The 15,953-nt window shown below is 66.8% G+C and carries 13 protein-coding genes and 6 tRNA genes; 4 read left to right on the top strand and 15 right to left on the bottom strand.

The features are described 5' to 3' along the window. Positions 1 to 172: 172 nt before the first annotated feature. Together HV798_RS17425 and HV798_RS17420 are read left to right on the top strand one after the other, a co-directional pair. Positions 173 to 676, top strand: a complete 504-nt coding sequence (locus HV798_RS17425; protein WP_025137301.1) for a peroxiredoxin — start codon at positions 173 to 175, stop codon at positions 674 to 676. 89 nt (positions 677 to 765) lie between these two features. Further along, the gene (locus tag HV798_RS17420; RefSeq protein ID WP_246288889.1) at positions 766 to 2,310 is read left to right on the top strand and encodes an MFS transporter; all 1,545 of its coding nucleotides are present in this window, start codon (positions 766 to 768) and stop codon (positions 2,308 to 2,310) included. A gap of 1 nt (position 2,311) precedes the next feature. On the opposite strand, the gene HV798_RS17415 is transcribed toward HV798_RS17420, so the two are convergent. The 9 genes from HV798_RS17415 to HV798_RS17375 form a co-directional block, all read right to left on the bottom strand. Then, the gene (locus HV798_RS17415) at positions 2,312 to 3,187 is read right to left on the bottom strand and encodes a DMT family transporter (RefSeq protein ID WP_175194168.1); all 876 of its coding nucleotides are present in this window, start codon (positions 3,185 to 3,187) and stop codon (positions 2,312 to 2,314) included. Next, on the bottom strand, positions 3,184 to 4,275 hold the full coding sequence (gene bioB, locus HV798_RS17410; protein ID WP_025137304.1) for a biotin synthase BioB: 1,092 nt from the start codon (positions 4,273 to 4,275) through the stop codon (positions 3,184 to 3,186). The genes HV798_RS17415 and bioB overlap by 4 nt, the downstream gene beginning before the upstream one ends. Positions 4,276 to 4,527: 252 nt before the next feature. Next, positions 4,528 to 6,018, bottom strand: a complete 1,491-nt coding sequence (locus tag HV798_RS17405; RefSeq protein WP_175194072.1) for a helix-turn-helix transcriptional regulator — start codon at positions 6,016 to 6,018, stop codon at positions 4,528 to 4,530. 227 nt (positions 6,019 to 6,245) lie between these two features. Further along, positions 6,246 to 6,322 (bottom strand) — tRNA-Asp (locus HV798_RS17400). 70 nt (positions 6,323 to 6,392) lie between these two features. Further along, positions 6,393 to 6,468: transfer RNA gene (locus HV798_RS17395), tRNA-Glu, on the bottom strand. Between the two features lie 34 nt (positions 6,469 to 6,502). Beyond that, positions 6,503 to 6,578 (bottom strand) — tRNA-Ala (locus HV798_RS17390). A 105-nt stretch (positions 6,579 to 6,683) separates the two neighbouring features. After that, positions 6,684 to 6,760, bottom strand: a tRNA-Asp gene (locus tag HV798_RS17385). Positions 6,761 to 6,822: 62 nt separating this feature from the next. Then, positions 6,823 to 6,898, bottom strand: a tRNA-Glu gene (locus tag HV798_RS17380). Positions 6,899 to 6,938: 40 nt separating this feature from the next. Then, positions 6,939 to 7,014: transfer RNA gene (locus tag HV798_RS17375), tRNA-Ala, on the bottom strand. 381 nt (positions 7,015 to 7,395) lie between these two features. Between HV798_RS17375 and HV798_RS17370 the strand changes: the two genes are divergently transcribed. After that, positions 7,396 to 8,451: an aldo/keto reductase gene (locus tag HV798_RS17370; protein ID WP_175194074.1), complete on the top strand. Its 1,056-nt coding sequence runs from the start codon at positions 7,396 to 7,398 to the stop codon at positions 8,449 to 8,451. Positions 8,452 to 8,557: 106 nt separating this feature from the next. Here HV798_RS17370 and lnt read toward each other — a convergent pair whose 3' ends face one another. From lnt to miaB, 5 genes are all read right to left on the bottom strand, one after another. Then, positions 8,558 to 10,192: an apolipoprotein N-acyltransferase gene (lnt, locus tag HV798_RS17365; RefSeq protein WP_175194076.1), complete on the bottom strand. Its 1,635-nt coding sequence runs from the start codon at positions 10,190 to 10,192 to the stop codon at positions 8,558 to 8,560. After that, a complete protein-coding gene (locus tag HV798_RS17360) occupies positions 10,189 to 11,079 on the bottom strand; it encodes a CorC family transporter (protein ID WP_025137309.1) in 891 nt (296 codons plus the stop codon). Before HV798_RS17360 ends, lnt begins: the two co-directional genes overlap by 4 nt. Before the next feature lie 153 nt (positions 11,080 to 11,232). After that, positions 11,233 to 11,706 carry an rRNA maturation RNase YbeY gene (gene ybeY / locus HV798_RS17355; protein WP_175194078.1) on the bottom strand — a complete coding sequence of 158 codons (474 nt, stop codon included), beginning with the start codon at positions 11,704 to 11,706 and terminating at the stop codon, positions 11,233 to 11,235. Next, the gene (locus HV798_RS17350) at positions 11,696 to 12,721 is read right to left on the bottom strand and encodes a PhoH family protein (protein ID WP_175194079.1); all 1,026 of its coding nucleotides are present in this window, start codon (positions 12,719 to 12,721) and stop codon (positions 11,696 to 11,698) included. Before HV798_RS17350 ends, ybeY begins: the two co-directional genes overlap by 11 nt. Further along, positions 12,718 to 14,157: a tRNA (N6-isopentenyl adenosine(37)-C2)-methylthiotransferase MiaB gene (gene miaB, locus HV798_RS17345; protein WP_175194081.1), complete on the bottom strand. Its 1,440-nt coding sequence runs from the start codon at positions 14,155 to 14,157 to the stop codon at positions 12,718 to 12,720. Before miaB ends, HV798_RS17350 begins: the two co-directional genes overlap by 4 nt. A 166-nt stretch (positions 14,158 to 14,323) precedes the next feature. Between miaB and HV798_RS17340 the strand changes: the two genes are divergently transcribed. After that, positions 14,324 to 15,085, top strand: coding sequence for a phosphatase PAP2 family protein (locus tag HV798_RS17340; RefSeq protein ID WP_175194083.1), 762 nt, complete (start codon positions 14,324 to 14,326; stop codon positions 15,083 to 15,085). A 108-nt stretch (positions 15,086 to 15,193) separates the two neighbouring features. Here HV798_RS17340 and HV798_RS17335 read toward each other — a convergent pair whose 3' ends face one another. Next, the gene (locus HV798_RS17335; protein WP_175194085.1) at positions 15,194 to 15,907 is read right to left on the bottom strand and encodes an alanyl-tRNA editing protein; all 714 of its coding nucleotides are present in this window, start codon (positions 15,905 to 15,907) and stop codon (positions 15,194 to 15,196) included. Between the last annotated feature and the right edge of the window lie 46 nt (positions 15,908 to 15,953).

Here is a 15,953-nt window from a genome sequence, read left to right as displayed (position 1 = left end):
GATCACGTTGCATGCCGTTTCATTGGAAGTGTGGAGTCGTATCAGACTGTGCTTCTTTTTTTCGCATTCCGGCCTGCCCGCCTGCAGCCGCCGCGCGCAAGAACTATGATGGCGGTTGTGGGGCGCCTTGCGCCCCAATGCAACACCCCCATCACATACCGGAGATCTCCCCATGACCATCAAAGTCGGCGACCGCGTGCCCGATGGCACCCTGACCGAATTCATCGAAACCGAAAGCGAAGGCTGCTCCCTCGGCCCCAACGCCTTCCAGGTCGCCGACCTGACCCGTGGCAAGACCATCGCCCTGTTTGCCTTGCCCGGCGCCTTCACCCCCACCTGCTCCGCCAAACACCTGCCTGGCTACGTCGAGCAAGCCGCCGCCCTCAAGGCCAAAGGCGTCGACGAAATCTGGTGCGTGTCCGTCAACGACGCCTTCGTCATGGGCGCCTGGGGCCGTGAACAAAAGACCGAAGGCAAGGTTCGCATGCTCGCCGACGGTTCCGCCCTGTGGACCAAGGCCCTGGGCCTGGAACTGGACCTGATCCAGCGCGGCATGGGCGTGCGCTCGCAGCGCTACTCCGCCCTCATCGTCGACGGCGTGGTCAAGCACCTGAACATCGAAGGTCCTGGCAAGTTCGAAGTCAGCGACGCCGCGACCCTGCTGTCGCAGGCCTGATGTTCCCCGCGTAGTCTCGTTTCACCGCTTAACGCGCGGGCCGCTCAGGCGGCTCGCCGCGCTACCGCCAGCAGCGGTTGCCCAACGCCATGCTCGCCACCATCTCCTCCTTCTCGTCGCTGTATTTCGCGACCCTGCTGATGCTCATCGGCACCGGTCTCTTCAACACCTACATGGGGTTGAGGCTCACTGCGCAGTCTGTCAGCGAGGTCTGGATCGGCACCCTCATCGCCGGCTACTACCTGGGCCTGGTGTGCGGCGCGCGGCTGGGGCACAAACTCATCATCCGCGTCGGCCACATCCGCGCCTTCGTCGCCTGTGCGGCCATCGCCACCAGCATGATCCTGGCCCAGACGCTGGTCGACTCCATGCCGCTGTGGCTGGTGTTCCGCGTCATCTCGGGCATCGTCATGGTGACCGAATTCATGGTCATCGAAAGCTGGCTCAACGAACAAACCGAAAACCACCAGCGCGGACGCGTCTTCTCCGTCTACATGGTGGTGTCCGGCCTGGGCACTGTGCTGGGCCAGCTGGCCCTGACCGCCTACGCCACCCTTGACCTGCGGCCCCTGACCCTGGTGGCCATGTGCCTGGTGCTGTGCCTGGTGCCCATTGCCGTTACGGCCCGCTCGCACCCGCCCACGCCGCTGCCGGCCGCGCTCGACATCCGCTTCTTCATGCGGCGCGTGCCGCTGTCCATGACCGTGCTGTTCGTGGCGGGTAACCTGTCGGGCGCCTTCTACGGCCTGGCTGCCGTGTACGGCGCCAAGCATGGCCTGTCCACCTCGCAGGCCGCCATCTTCGTTGCGGCCGCCGTGACCGCCGGCCTGCTGTCGCAGTGGCCCATGGGCTGGCTGTCCGATCGCATCAACCGTGCCGGCCTGATCCGCTTCAACGCCCTGTTGCTGGTCGTGCTGCCCACCGTCATGTGGGGTTGGTTCACCTTGCCCTACTGGGCGCTGGTGGCCATGTCCTGCGTCTTCGGCATCCTGCAATTCACCCTGTACCCGCTGGGCGCCGCCTTCGCCAACGATCACGTCGAGTCCGAGCGCCGTGTCAGCCTGTCGGCCGTGCTGCTCATGACCTACGGCGTGGGCGCCTGTGTCGGCCCCATGATCGCGGGCCTGTTGATGTCGCTGGCCGGGCCCAGCATGTACTACGTCTTCATTTCCGCCTGCGCGCTGATCCTGGTGTGGCAGGTGCGGCCCACCCGCGTCACCGGCGCGCATCAGGTCGACGAGGCCCCGGTGCATTTCGTGCCCATGCCCGATACCCTGCAAAGCTCGCCCGCAGCGGCCGTGCTCGATCCGCGGGTCGACGTCGAAAACGACCTCAACATCGAAATGGTCCAGCCCGACCCGTCGGCCGCGCCCGCGCCGGTCGAGGGGGCAGGGGCGGTCGATCCTCCCATTGCCGAGCCGGTCGCTGACGCGGGGCAGGCATCGACCGCCGAATCGGCGGCTCAGCCTGCCACAGAGCCTGCCGTCGAGCCGGCAGCCGAACCCGCAGCCCCACTGCCTCCGATTGCCGGCGTGGTCTCGAACCCCGTGCCGGCGCCTGCGCCCGAGCCGGATGCCCGCGACGACGAACGGGATCAGGCCGAGGCAGAACGGCGCAAGCGCACCGGAACGTGATTTAGATTGGGGCCATCAGCACGATGGCCGCCAGCGCCAGCAACAGCCCCAGGCCGTTCCAGCGGGTCAGCGGTTCGCGAAACACCAGGGCGCCGACCAGCGTGCCCAGCGTGATCACCCCCATGTTCATGGACGCAAACACCAGTGCGGGGTGCTCGGGCAGCGCCTGGTGCGCCCGGATATAGGTCAGGATGTTGGCGAAGTTCAGGCCGCCCAGCGCCACGCCCGCCACCAGGTGGCGTGGCGCCCAGGCCACGCGGCGCCACAGCAGATAGGCCAGCGTCAGCACGCCCGCCAGCGTGAACGCCAGCAGCAGGCCGCCCGCGAACGCCGTGCCGGCGCGCGCCATCTGCTTGAACAGGATGTCCACCAGCCCATAGGCCACCCACACCGCCAGCGGCCAGAGCCACAGGGCGTGGGGTTCCGTCAGGGATGATGCCGGCGCGTCAGGCCTGGCCGCCGTCCGGCGCAGCAGGAAGAACAGCGCGCCGAACGCCAGCGCAATCGCGCCCAGCTTGCGGGCGGTGACCGGTTCGCCGAACAGCAGAAAAGCCGCCAGCAGCGGAATGAACAGCGACAACCGCTGCGCCGCATCGCTGCGCACCACGCCTGCGTGGCGCACGGCCAGCGCCATGGCCATGAAGCCGCTGGGCAGCAAGACGCCCAGCGCGGCCAGCACCAGCCAGGGCGTCTGCGGCGTCAGCAGTGCCGCGGGGTCGGGCCGCAGCACCAGCCAGCAGAGCAGGGCGGCCACGGCGTAGTTCGCCAGGATGACCTGGCGCACGTCCACCTGCCAGCGCCGCGCCAGCTTGAGCAGCGCGGCCACGCCGACGCTGCAGGCCACACTGGCCAACAGGTAGAACAGGCCCGGCGTCAGCGGCATGCGGGGGCGTCGTGCGCGCCGGGGTGGGCGCAGTCATGGGAATGCGTGTGGGCCGGGGCCGCGTGCAGGTCCTGGTGCGCGTGCGAGTGGCTGTGCGTGCCCGCGTCGATCCGCATGCCCAGGCGTTGCAGCAGGCGCTGGTCGGCTTCCATGCGCGGGTTGCCCGTGGTCAGCAGCACGTCGCCGTAGAACATCGAATTGGCGCCCGCCATGAAGCACAGCGCCTGCATCGCGTCGTCCATGGCCTCGCGGCCGGCCGACAGGCGCACCATGGCGCGCGGCATCGTGATGCGCGCCACGGCGATGGTGCGCACGAACTCGAACGGGTCCAGCGCCTCGACGTCGGCCAGCGGCGTGCCTTCCACTCGCATCAGGTTGTTGATCGGCACCGACTCGGGGTAGGGCTCCATGTTGGCCAGCTGCGCGATCAGGCCGGCGCGCTCGCGGCGCGATTCGCCCATGCCCACGATGCCGCCGCAGCAGACGTTGATGCCCGCGCCGCGCACGCGTTCCAGCGTGTCCAGACGATCCTGGTAGGTGCGGGTGGTGACGATCTTGCCGTAGAACTCCGGCGACGTGTCCAGGTTGTGGTTGTAGTAGTCCAGCCCGGCGTCCTTGAGCTGCTCGGCCTGGCCTTCGCGCAGCATGCCCAGCGTGACGCAGGTTTCCAGGCCCAGCGCCTTGACCGCGCTGACCATCTCGGCCACGGCCTCCAGATGGTGCGGCTTGGGGCTGCGCCAGGCGGCGCCCATGCAGAAGCGTTGCGCGCCGCCGGCTTGTGCCGCGCGGGCCGCGGCCAGCACCTCGTCCAGCGGCATCAGCTTTTCCGCTTCCAGGCCCGTGTCGTAGCGCGAGGACTGCGAGCAGTACCCGCAATCCTCGGGACAGCCCCCGGTCTTGATCGACAACAGGCTCGACAGCTGGATGCCGTTCGGATCGAAGTGGGCGCGGTGCGTCTGTTGTGCGCGGTGCACCAGGTCCATGAACGGCAGCTCGTAGAGCGCCATCACGGCCTCGCTGCTCCAGGCGGGCGGGGGCAGCGTCTTGCTCGGTTTGGGAACGGGGATGTAGGCGGTCTGCATGAACGGACTCTCCAGAGGGGCTTGCGGGGATCGCGCCGCACGCCTTGGGACGGCGGCTTGATCGGCGGATCGTAAGAACCTGCGCAGGGTTTGCGCAATCTGGCGTCAGTTCTGTTTTTTAGCGGGGTGTTGCTGCCATTTTTTATGGAAATGGCGTTTTTTGAGGGTGCGGCTGCGCGAACGCGGCGGCATCTTCGCGCAGGCGCACCCCTTGATTATTTTGATTCAATTTGTAAATTCGGCGGATGGGGCTCAGGTTTTCCCGGCTTTGCCCCGCGTCCGCGGCTTTTCGTGGCCGGTGATGCCGCGATCGCGCGCCCAGACGATGGCCGCACTGCGCCGGTGCACGCCGATCTTGCTGTAGATGGTGGCTACGTGGTTGCGCACCGTGTTGCGCGACAGGCGCAGCTGCTTGGCGATGTCGTCGTCATTGTGTCCCTGGCACAGCAGCCCCAGCACCTCGCGTTCGCGCGAGGTCAGTTGCGCCAGTTCGGCCACGTCGCGCGCGGCAGGCGCCGGCGACCGCAGTTGCGCCAACTTCTCGATGATCCCGCGGCTGAACCAGGACGTATCCTGCATCACGGCCTCGATCGCGGTCAGCAGCTCGGTCTCGTTGCGTTTGCGTTCGGTGATGTCCTGCATCACCAGCAGCACGCGGCGCTCGCCGCCGATCATGACCGGCTCGGCCGACACCAGGCAGTCCAGTTCGCTGCCGTCCGCCGCGACCAACCGGCTGTCGCGGTTACGCACGCTTTCGCCGCGCGCCAGGCTCTCGGCCATGCCTTCGAAGGGGCGCAGCCCCAAGGCCGTCAGCTCCTGGCCGGCGGCGTCGTCGGGCGATGCGCCGGTGGCCTGCGCAAAGGCATCGTTGATGTCCAGGGCGCGCAGCGACTCGCCTTCGCACAACGCCATGGGAACCGGCGCCAGGCGGAAGGCCTTGGAAAAACGTTCTTCGCTTTGCTGCAGCGCCTCTTCGGCGCGCTTGCGCTTTTCCAGGTCGATGAAGGTGAACAGCATGCAGGGTTCATCGTGCATGTCGATTGGCTGGCCCGCGACGATCACGAACTTGGCGCCGCCGTCGGTCAGTCTCAATACACCTTCGCGTTGGGTGATGGTCAGGCCGGCATTCAGCTTGGCCACCGCGTCGTCCTTGTCGTCGCCGCCGTCCAGCACATCCAGTTCGTAGGCGGACTTGCCCAGCACCGCGTCGCGCGTCAGCCCCGTCATGTCCAGGAAGCCCTGGTTGACCTTCACGTAGCGCAGGTCGGACAGGCGGCAGATCAGGGCGGGGGCGGGGTTGGCGCCGAACGTGCGCTCGAAGCGCTGCTCGGCGTTGAACTGGCCGGTCTGATCGTCCAGGATCAGCACGCGGTAGTCGTTGCCGTCGCCTTCGAGCAAGAGGCCGCGCGCCCGGATATTGCGCAGGAAGTCGGCGTCATCCTTGCGCGTCAGGTCCAGTTGCAGGTCGTCGAATGGCTCGGCCGCGGCCAGGCGGTCCAGCGGGTAATGCCGGGCGGGCACGCGATGATGGTTGCGGTAGGTCAGGGCGAAGCGCTTGCGATAGCCTGCGGGCGTCTGGCCCAGGCCTTGCAGCATCTCAACCCCGTGCAGCGCCAGGGCGCTGTCGTTGGCCCAGGCGATGGCGCCGTCGGGCTCGATCAGGATGATGCCTTCGTTCAGGCCTGCGATGATGCGTTGCAGGTGTTGGCGGTGCGCGTGAGGAGCGGCATTGCTTGCGGTCACGTAAGCCTCTTTGCTTGGCGGGCACAAGCGCACAGGATGCGTTGGCAAGGCCGGCCTGTCCAGAGGATAAACGGACGAGACACACAAGGGAAAGGGTGCAGGGCGCTTGGCTGCGCCAAACAAAAAAGCTCCGGAATCCGGAGCTTTTGGCGGGCGCCTTCTGGCGCATTGCAGGGGTACCCCTGCGGAACAACTGGTCTCGCGATGCGAGATAAGCACAGAGTGCTTGGCGGAGCGGACGGGACTCGAACCCGCGACCCCCGGCGTGACAGGCCGGTATTCTAACCAACTGAACTACCGCTCCGCAGCGGCAAAATCAACGTGCGCAACACACTGCTTGTCAGGGCAGCTTGGTAAAACATGCCAGGGTGAACTGGCGTCCCCTAGGGGATTCGAACCCCTGTACTCACCGTGAAAGGGTGATGTCCTAGGCCTCTAGACGAAGGGGACTTGAACAGAACTACTTTACTGCGAACTGCTTTACTGGTGGAGGTAAGCGGGATCGAACCGCTGACCTCTTGCATGCCATGCAAGCGCTCTCCCAGCTGAGCTATACCCCCCAGAAGTCCCTGCTGTTCCACACTTCAAACAACAAGGCTTACACCCTTATAAATGCAAAAAGCTCCCGGAACGGAGCTCTTGAACGGCACTGCGTAGAGCAAACTTGGCGGAGCGGACGGGACTCGAACCCGCGACCCCCGGCGTGACAGGCCGGTATTCTAACCAACTGAACTACCGCTCCGCAGCGGCATACTCAACTACTGTGACACTTCAACTGCATTCACATACTGCTGCCATTAAGACTGGCGTCCCCTAGGGGATTCGAACCCCTGTACTCACCGTGAAAGGGTGATGTCCTAGGCCTCTAGACGAAGGGGACTTGGACCTGCACAAACTGTACTGCTTTCTTCGTTTTGGACTGGTGGAGGTAAGCGGGATCGAACCGCTGACCTCTTGCATGCCATGCAAGCGCTCTCCCAGCTGAGCTATACCCCCTGGTCACAACCGACTCTAAAATCCTTCAACGTTTTCACGATTTCTGGCGCTTTTCAGTGCCGTTTTTCGTGGTTCGTTGCCGGTTTTGTTTAGTGCCGTTGGCGAAGAAACGAGATTATGCACGAACTAAATTGGGTGTGCAAGTCGATGTGATGCAAAAAATGAAAAAGTTGAGGGGTTTTTTGATTCAAGGGGACGCATGAGTGGCGGCTGCGGCCTGATCGATGCCCATCAAAGCCGCTTTCCGGCGTTCCGAAAAGCGCGCGTGCGCTGCGATGATCGCCGGAAAATCAAAGGCTTGGCCGAGTGCTATCGTGGATGCTGCGAGGCGGCGGTGGCCGGCCTTGCCATGATGTCTTGCCGGCAGGAGATTTTTTTCGCATGAGCACAAAGACTTCTTTTCCCACGCGTCCGTTGGGGCGCAGCGACATGTCCATCACCCGCATCGGGTTGGGCGCCTGGGCCATGGGCGGCAACGACTGGGCGATCGGCTGGGGGCCGCAGGACGACACGGATTCCATCGCGGCCATCCGCCTGGCGGTCGATCGCGGCATCAACTGGATCGACACGGCTGCCGTCTACGGACTGGGGCATTCCGAGGAAATCGTGGGGCGCGCGCTGGCGCAGATGAGTCCCGGCGAGCGGCCCTACGTGTTCACCAAGTGCGGCCTGACGTGGTCTGCCGACCAGCGGCAGGCAACCCCGCGGCGCAACGGCGCGCCGGCCAGCATCCGCCGTGAAGTCGAAGCCTCGCTGCGCCGCCTGGGTGTCGAGCGCATCGATCTCTACCAGATGCACTGGCCCGCGGGCGACGGTACGCCGCTCGAAGCCTACTGGCAGGAACTGCTGGATCTCAAGCAAGCGGGCAAGGTGCGTGCGGTGGGCCTGTCGAACCACAATCTGGCGCAGTTGCAGGACGCCGAAGCGCTGGGCCACGTGGAATCGCTGCAGCCGCCGTTTTCGGCGATCCAGCGCAGCGCCGCCGCTGATCTGATTCCGTGGTGCGCGCAGAACGGCACCGGCGTCATTGTCTACAGCCCGATGCAATCGGGATTGCTCAGCGGCGGCTTTACCGCCGAGCGCGCGCAGGCCTTGCGCCAGGACGACTGGCGTTCGCGCAACGCCGAATTCAAGGCCCCCAACCTGGCGCGCAACCTGGCCCTGGCCGAAGCCTTGAAACCCATTGCCGAACGCCATGGCGCCACGCAGGCGGCGGTGGCCATCGCCTGGACGCTGGCGTGGCCGGGCGTCACGGGCGCCATCGTCGGGGCGCGCAATGCGGCGCAGGTCGATGGCGTGGTGGGCGCTGCCGAACTGGAGCTGGATGCCGACGACATGGCGCGCATCGCCAACGCCATCGAACTGACGGGCGCGGGCTTCGGGCCGCTGCGTCCGGAAGACGACAGCGGCGCGTTGCCGGCCAATCTGTTTGCTTGAACGGCATGCCTGAAACCGTTGCCCGGTCCGCTGGAAGGCGGGTGGGGCAACGAAGGTGACGGGCAAAACAAGCGGGCAAAGACGGCGAGCGAAAGCCCGCGCGAAATCAGCCGCGTCGTGTCCGGCGATTGCTGCCGAAGGCGGCGATCAGCGCCAGGCCGATCAGCGCCAGGGCCGACTTGTCGCCAAAGCGCGCGTAAGGCGTCAGCCCCGTCATGCCCTGCACCACGACCGGCAGCACGCCCGGCTGCAACGGCGCGAGCTGGGCCGCGACATGGCCCTTGGCGTCAATGGCCGCGGTGATGCCGGTGTTGGTGGAGGTCAGCATGGGGCGGGCGGTTTCGATGGTGCGCAGGCGCCCGATCTGCAAGTGCTGGCGCAAGGCCCAGGAATCGCCGAACCAGCCCAGATTGCTGACGTTGACCAGGATGGTCGCGCCCGGTTCGCCGTTGGGGCCCGGCTGCAGCGCGGGCAGCAGGTCGGGGCCGAACAGGTCTTCGTAGCAGATGTTGAAGGCGATGTGCTGGCCGCCCACGGCGAACGGCGTCTGGCGTTCGGGGCCGCGGTCGAAGTCGCCCAGCGGAATGTCGAGCATGTCGACGAACCAGTGAAAGCCCGGCGGCACGTATTCGCCCCACGGCACGAGGTGGCGCTTGTCGTAGCGCATGGCGGTGGCGCCGCTCACCAATTGCGTGGCCGGCGTCTGGCCGTCAAAGCCCAGCACGCTGTTGGTGTAGCGGTCGCGGCCGTTCACCACGTCGTGCACCGGCACACCCATGGCGACCACGGCGTTCTGCCGCGCCGCGACCTGGCGCCAGATTTCCCACACGCGCGGATCGAGCTGATCCTGGAAGACCGGCATCACGGTTTCCGGCAGGATGATCATCTGCGGCGCCGGCACGCCCGGCGCAGGCGGCAGGGCCGCCAGTTCCAGGTGGCGCCGGATGCTTTGATCCAGCAGTGCGGGGTCGAATTTCTGCGATTGCTCGATGTTGCCCTGGACCAGCCGCACGTTCAGCGGTTCGCCGCTGGGGGAGGACCAGTCGATGCGCGACAGCGGCCAGCCTGCGGCGACCAGTGCCAGCGCCACGCCGGCCGACAGCGCGCGGCGGCCATCGCGGGCCTGTTTCTGATCGCCCACCGGCCGCCACAGGCTGGCTATGGCGGCGGCCGCGAAGGCCGACACGAACGCCATGCCGTGCACGCCCAGCAGCGGCGCCCAGCCGGCAATCGGGCTGTCGACTTGCGCGTAGCCGATGTTCAGCCACGGGAAGCCGGTAAGCAGTACGGCGCGGACCCATTCGAAGCCGGCCCACAGCGCACCCCAGGCCAGCGTGGCCGACAGCACGCGGGCTGGCGTGGAATCGTGCGCCAGCGGCGCATAGCGCCGCGCCAACGCCCCGGCCGTGGCCGGAAACAGCGCCAGGAAGGCGGACAAGGCCAGCACGGCGGCCACGGCCAGCGGCGCGGCCAGGTCGCCGTAGCGGTGCAGGCTGATGAAGATCCAGTACAGGCCGAGTGCGTAGGTCGCGAAGCTGAACAGCCAGCCGCGCGCCCAGGCCTGGCGGGCCGTCGGGGCGTACAGGGTGACGCGGGCGGCCACCGCCAGCGCGAGGATCTGCGTGATGGCCAGCGCCCAATCGGGCAGCGGGCCGGGCGCGAAGGTCAAGGCATGGACGGCGCCCGCCAGCGTCAGGCCGGCGGCGCCGCGCAGGAGCCGGCTGCGAGTGCTGCGGGTCATGCGTTGTCGGTGGGGGAAACGTTGCGCGCGGCCGTGCCGCGCTTGACGCGCAGCCAGATGGCGCGGCGCGCGTCGCCGCGGGCCACTTCCAGCTTCAGGCCGTCGAATTCGGCGGTATCGCCGCGGCGCGGAATACGGCCCAGTTGGCCGCCCATCCAGCCGCCGACGCTGTCGTACTCGTCGTCGGGCAGCTGGCAGCCGAACACGTCGTTGAAGTGCGAGATGTCGGTGGCGGCAAGCACGCGCCACTGGTTTTCGCCTTCGGGGAAGATCGAGTCTTCTTCGGTTTCGTCGAATTCGTCTTCGATGTCGCCGACGATCTGTTCGAGCACGTCTTCCATGGTGACCAGGCCCGAGATGCCGCCGTGCTCGTCGATGACGATGGCCTGATGGTTACGGCTGGCGCGGAACTCGTGCAGCAGCACGTTCAGGCGCTTGGATTCGGGAATGAACACGGCCGGGCGCACCAGCGTGCGCACTTCGATGCCGGGTTCCAGCATGCAGCGCAGCAGGTCTTTGGCCAGCAGGATGCCGATGATGTTGTCGCGGTCGCCTTCGTACACGGGGAACCGCGAATGCGCGGTTTCGATCACCGAGGCCACCAGGTAGGGAATGGGCTGCGTGACGTCGAGCAGGTCCATGCGCGAACGCGGAACCATGATGTCGCCGACGGTGCCCTCGGACACGGCCAGCGCGCCCTTGATCATCTTGTAGGACTCCGCGTCGAGCAGGTCGCGGTCGTGGGCGGCTTCCAGGATGGCCTTGATGCCTTCACGGTCCTCGGGCTCGCGGCGCACAAGGGAAAGCAGGCGGTCTAGAAGGGATTTGGTGGCGGGTTTGGCTGAGCGAGCAGGGGTCGCTTCGGGAGCAGGGTAAGGGTCAGACATCGTCCGGGAGGACAAGTTATGGAGGGGCCAGCATAACCGAAACTGGCGCCCGATTTGTAACGCCGCCCCCGAAAATGGGGGTAACCGACGCGATCTGCGCCTTGTAGGACGCCATTTCACGCCGATTTGTCAGGGTTGACCCCAGGCCCGGTATCAGGGGGCGAAATAGGGATCGGCGATGCCCATGCGGGCCAGCGTGGCGGTTTCCAGCGCTTCCATGCGGCGGGCGTCGCGCGCCTTGATGTGGTCGTAGCCCAGCGAATGCAGCACGCCGTGCAGCGTCAGGTGGGCGGCGTGGTCCAGGAGCGCCTTGCGTTGTTCGCGGGCCTCGCGCACCAGCACCGGCACGCACATCACGATATCGCCGCGGGCTACCCCCAGCGGGTCCACGCCGTATTCGAACGTCAGCACGTTGGTGGCGTAGTCGCGCTGGCGGAAATCGCGGTTCAGGCGGCGGCCTTCGGCGGCGCCCACCAGCCGCAGGCTGAGCTCGGCGGCCGAGAATTCGACCAGGCCGTCCTCGGCCGCGGCGGCCAGCGCCCGCTCGGCCCAGCGGCGCAGGCGCCAGCGGGGCAGGCGGGGTTCTTCGACCCCGTACTGGACGGAAAGGGACAGGTCAGGCGTCATTTTCGGAAGCGCGGTCGTAGGCGTCGACGATGCGGGCCACCAAGGGGTGGCGCACGACGTCGCGGCTGGTGAAACGGGTGGTGGCGATGCCCTGCACGTCGTGCAGCACCTTGACTGCGTGCGCCAGGCCGCTGTCCTGGCCGCGCGGCAGGTCCACCTGCGACGGGTCGCCGGTGATGACGGCCTTGCTGCCAAAACCGATGCGGGTCAGGAACATCTTCATCTGTTCCGGCGTGGTGTTCTGCGCCTCGTCCAGGATGACGAAGGCGTGGTTCAGGGTGCGGCCACGCATATAGGCCAGCGGGGCGATCTCGATGGTCTGCTTTTCGAACAGGCGCTGCACCTTCTCGAAGCCCATCAGGTCGTAGAGCGCGTCGTACAGCGGGCGCAGGTAGGGGTCGACCTTCTGCGCCAGGTCGCCGGGCAGAAAGCCCAGGCGTTCGCCGGCCTCGACCGCCGGGCGCGTCAGCACCAGGCGCTGCACGGTGTCGCGTTCCATCGCGTCGATGGCGCAGGCCACCGCCAGCCAGGTCTTGCCGGTGCCGGCCGGACCCACGCCGAAGGTGATGTCGTGCTTGAGGATGTTGTTCAGGTAGTCGCGCTGGCGCGGCGTGCGCGGGCGCAGGTCACTGCGCTTGGTGCGCAGGGCGATGCCGTCGCTTTCGTCGTCCAGCGCGGGCAGCGGGTCGGCCTCGTGGGCAGGCGCTTCCTGCAGCTTGTCTTCCTGGCGGCCCACGCCGATCTCGACCAGCCCCAGCTGGATGTCGTCGACCGACAGGGCGCGGTGCACCGCTTGTTCGTGAAAGCGCCGCAGGACGCGCCCGGCCAGCTCGGCGCGTTCGCCTTCGATGGTGACGCGGCTGCCGCGGCGCGACAGCTTCACGCCCATGCCATCGGCCAGCTGGCGCAGGTTTTCGTCCAGCGGGCCGCACAGATTGGCCAGGTGGGTGTTGTCGCCGTCCAGGGTGACGACGGCGGGCATGCTGCGGCGGGCGCGGGGGCGGGAAGTGGTCATTCGGCCTCTTGGGGAACGCGGTCGACGTCAGCCACCCGGGCGCGCAGCGAATTGGTGTGCGCTTCGGTGATGATGACGTCGACCATCTGTCCGATGAGCCGCGCGGGCGCGGCGAAATTGACGATGCGGTTGTTCTCGGTGCGGCCCATCAGTTCGTTGGGATCGCGGCGCGAGGGGCCTTCGACCAGCAGGCGCTGGCGCGTGCCGACCATGTTGCGGGCGATGGTGGCGGCCTGCTCGTTGATCAGCGCCTGCAGGCGTTGCAGGCGGCGCAGCTTGACGTCTTGCGGCGTGTCGTCGTGCAGGTCGGCCGCCGGCGTGCCGGGACGGCGCGAATACACGAACGAGAACGAGGTATCGAAACCCACGTCTTCGATCAGCTTCATGGTCTTTTCGAAGTCTTCTTCGGTTTCACCCGGGAAGCCCACGATGAAGTCCGACGACAGCGTCAGGTCGGGGCGCGCCGCGCGCAGGCGCCGCACCACCGATTTGAATTCCAGCGTGGTGTAGCCGCGCTTCATGGCCGCCAGCACGCGGTCGCTGCCGGCCTGCACCGGCAGGTGCAGGAACGACACCAGCTTGGGCAGGCGGGCGTAGGCGTCCACCATGCGCTGGGTCATTTCCTTGGGGTGCGAGGTCGTGTAGCGGATGCGTTCGATGCCGGGGATCTCGTGCACGTATTCCAGCAGCATGGCGAAATCGGCGATCTCGTCGCTGTCGGCCATGCGGCCGCGGTAGGCATTCACGTTCTGGCCCAGCAGCGTCACTTCCTTGACGCCCTGGTCGGCCAGGTCGGCCACTTCGATCAGCACGTCGTCGAACGGGCGCGAGACTTCTTCGCCGCGCGTGTAGGGCACGACACAGAAGCTGCAGTACTTGCTACAGCCTTCCATGATGGACACGAAGGCCGTGGCGCCGTCGACCCGCGGGGGCGGCATGTTGTCGAACTTCTCGATTTCCGGGAAGCTGATGTCGACCTGCGAACGGCCTTGTTCGCGGCGGCGCTTGATCAGGTCGGGCAGGCGGTGCAGGGTCTGCGGGCCGAACACCACGTCCACATAGGGCGCGCGCTTGACGATGGCCTCGCCTTCCTGGCTGGCCACGCAGCCGCCCACGCCGATCACCAGGTTCGGGTTGGTCTTTTTCAGGTGCTGCACGCGGCCCAGGTCGGAAAAGACCTTTTCCTGGGCCTTCTCGCGCACCGAACAGGTGTTGAACAGGATGACGTCGGCGTCTTCCGGGTTGTCGGTCAGTTCCAGTCCCTGGTCGCCGCGCAGCACGTCGGCCATCTTGTCCGAGTCGTACTCGTTCATCTGGCAGCCGAAGGTGCGGATATACAGCTTGCGGGGCGCGCCGGTGGCGGCGTCGGGGGACAGGGCGGCGGCGGGGGCGCCGTCGGGCGCGGCGTGCGCGCGCTTGAGGGAAGTTTCTTGCATGTTGGTCGCCGTGACGGGTGTAGATCCCGGGGGCAGAAGAAGGGAAAGGCGGAATTTTACCCCTTGCTGCAAATTTCCTTCTTGGATTGGTCACCCGGGGCCGTTACGATAGCTGGCCTTCGCCGATTCCCTTTCCGATAATAATTATCTTTACGCCAACGGTCCGATGACGCCGAATCCTCTCATGCCCCCCGTGGCCGCGCCCACGGCCGTTGCTCCGGCTGCCGCTGCTGACGAATTCCGCAATCCGCTGTCCACCCGCGCGTGGTTGATGGCGGGCGTTCTGTTGGCGCTGGCCGCCGGCGCCAGCGCCCTGTGGATCGACCTGCCGCTGGCGGTCTGGATCCGCCAGTCGGTCAGCGACGGCGTCAATCAATCGTTCGAATGGATCGGCGAACTGGGCGAAAGCGGCCGCTACATCGGCGTGGCGCTGGCGTTCTACATCGTTGGCCTGGTCGGCCTGGCGCGCGGTTGGCGCAACCCGGTGCGCATGAGCTTTGCCAGCATGGCGCGCGGCAGCCTGCTGATGCTGTCCACCATGGCGGTGGGCGGGCTGATCGTGCTGATCCTCAAGCGTTCCGTGGCGCGGGCCCGGCCCGAGCTGTTCTTCGAAAAAGGCATCTACGGGCTGGGCGAATCGTTCTCGCGCGCCCAGCAGTTCAATTCCTTTCCGTCCAGCCACACCTACGCGGCCTTTGCCGTGGCGGTGGTGCTGGGCATCCTGGCGCCGCGCTGGCGCTGGGCGTTCCTGTCGCTGGGAGCGCTGGTCGCCGTCAGCCGCCTTGTGAACCTGGATCACTACCTGTCCGACGTCATGACCGCCGCGGGCATCGCCATTGCCGTCGGCCATCTGCTGGCCCCGCGCATCCTGTGCAGCCGCTACCAGTGGCCGCTGCGGGCGCCCTGGCGCTGGTGGAAAAAAGGCTGAACCGGCCAGCGAGCGAGACCTTCGCCGGAAAAAAAAGGCTGCCGTCCTGGCAGCCTTTTTCTTGGGTGGGCGAGATCAACGCTTACGCGCGGGTCCGGTGCGTGGCGCTCAGGCGAAGGCGACGACCACGCGCCGGTTGGTGCGGCTTTTCTTTTCGATCTTGGTGACCGTGATCGGGCCGATCTCGCCCGTGTTGGCCACATGCGTGCCGCCGCAAGGCTGGCGGTCCACGCCGGGGATCTCGATGATGCGGATGCGAGCCGTGCCGGCGGGCGGGGCCGCGCCCACCGTGCGCACCAGGTCCGGCTGCGCGGCCAGTTCCTCGGGCGTGATGGCGTTGACGGCCACGTCGGTGCGGGCGTTGATCAGCGCGTTCAGGCGTTCGGTCAGGTCGGCCTTGTCCAGCGTGGATTCGGGCAGGTCGAAATCGATGCGCGCCGAGTCGGGCGAGATGCTGCAGCCGGTGACGGGCGCCGGCACCAGCGACCCCAGCAAGTGCAGACAGGTATGCAGGCGCATCAGCTTGTGGCGGCGCACCCAGTCGATGGCGACGGTGACGCGGTCGCCCACTTGCGGCAGTGCGGCGCCTTCGACGAGCACGTGCAGGATGCGGCTGCGATCATCGGCGTAGACCGTGTCGGCCAGCGCCAGCACCTGGCCGTCCGGCAAGGTCAGGGTGCCGCTGTCGCCGGCTTGGCCGCCGCTGCGGGCGTAGCAGACGGTCTGGTCCAGTTCGATGCCTTCGGGGGTGACGGCGGTGACCGTGGCCTCGCACTGCTGCAGATAGGGTTCGTCGTCGAAGCGCTTGATGGGGGCGGTCATGGGGTGTCTCTCGTTCTGTTGTGGGGTGGGGCAGGGCCGGCAGGCG

The sequence above is a fragment of the Achromobacter deleyi genome (assembly GCF_902859705.1).
Taxonomy (GTDB): Bacteria; Pseudomonadota; Gammaproteobacteria; order Burkholderiales; family Burkholderiaceae_B; genus Achromobacter; species Achromobacter deleyi.
The sequence above is the reverse complement of the archived record's forward strand: the minus strand, read 5'-3'. Positions and strand labels throughout refer to the sequence as shown.

What these genes read in the sequence shown, in the direction of transcription:
- HV798_RS17370 (WP_175194074.1), top strand. Translation starts at nt 7,396, where the DNA reads ATGAGCACAAAGACTTCTTTTCCCACGCGTCCGTTGGGGCGCAGCGAC.
- lnt (WP_175194076.1), bottom strand. Translation starts at nt 10,192, where the DNA reads ATGACCCGCAGCACTCGCAGCCGGCTCCTGCGCGGCGCCGCCGGCCTG.
- HV798_RS17340 (WP_175194083.1), top strand. Translation starts at nt 14,324, where the DNA reads ATGACGCCGAATCCTCTCATGCCCCCCGTGGCCGCGCCCACGGCCGTT.
- bioB (WP_025137304.1), bottom strand. Translation starts at nt 4,275, where the DNA reads ATGCAGACCGCCTACATCCCCGTTCCCAAACCGAGCAAGACGCTGCCC.
- HV798_RS17420 (WP_246288889.1), top strand. Translation starts at nt 766, where the DNA reads ATGCTCGCCACCATCTCCTCCTTCTCGTCGCTGTATTTCGCGACCCTG.
- HV798_RS17335 (WP_175194085.1), bottom strand. Translation starts at nt 15,907, where the DNA reads ATGACCGCCCCCATCAAGCGCTTCGACGACGAACCCTATCTGCAGCAG.
- HV798_RS17425 (WP_025137301.1), top strand. Translation starts at nt 173, where the DNA reads ATGACCATCAAAGTCGGCGACCGCGTGCCCGATGGCACCCTGACCGAA.
- miaB (WP_175194081.1), bottom strand. Translation starts at nt 14,157, where the DNA reads ATGCAAGAAACTTCCCTCAAGCGCGCGCACGCCGCGCCCGACGGCGCC.
- HV798_RS17350 (WP_175194079.1), bottom strand. Translation starts at nt 12,721, where the DNA reads ATGACCACTTCCCGCCCCCGCGCCCGCCGCAGCATGCCCGCCGTCGTC.
- HV798_RS17360 (WP_025137309.1), bottom strand. Translation starts at nt 11,079, where the DNA reads ATGTCTGACCCTTACCCTGCTCCCGAAGCGACCCCTGCTCGCTCAGCC.
- ybeY (WP_175194078.1), bottom strand. Translation starts at nt 11,706, where the DNA reads ATGACGCCTGACCTGTCCCTTTCCGTCCAGTACGGGGTCGAAGAACCC.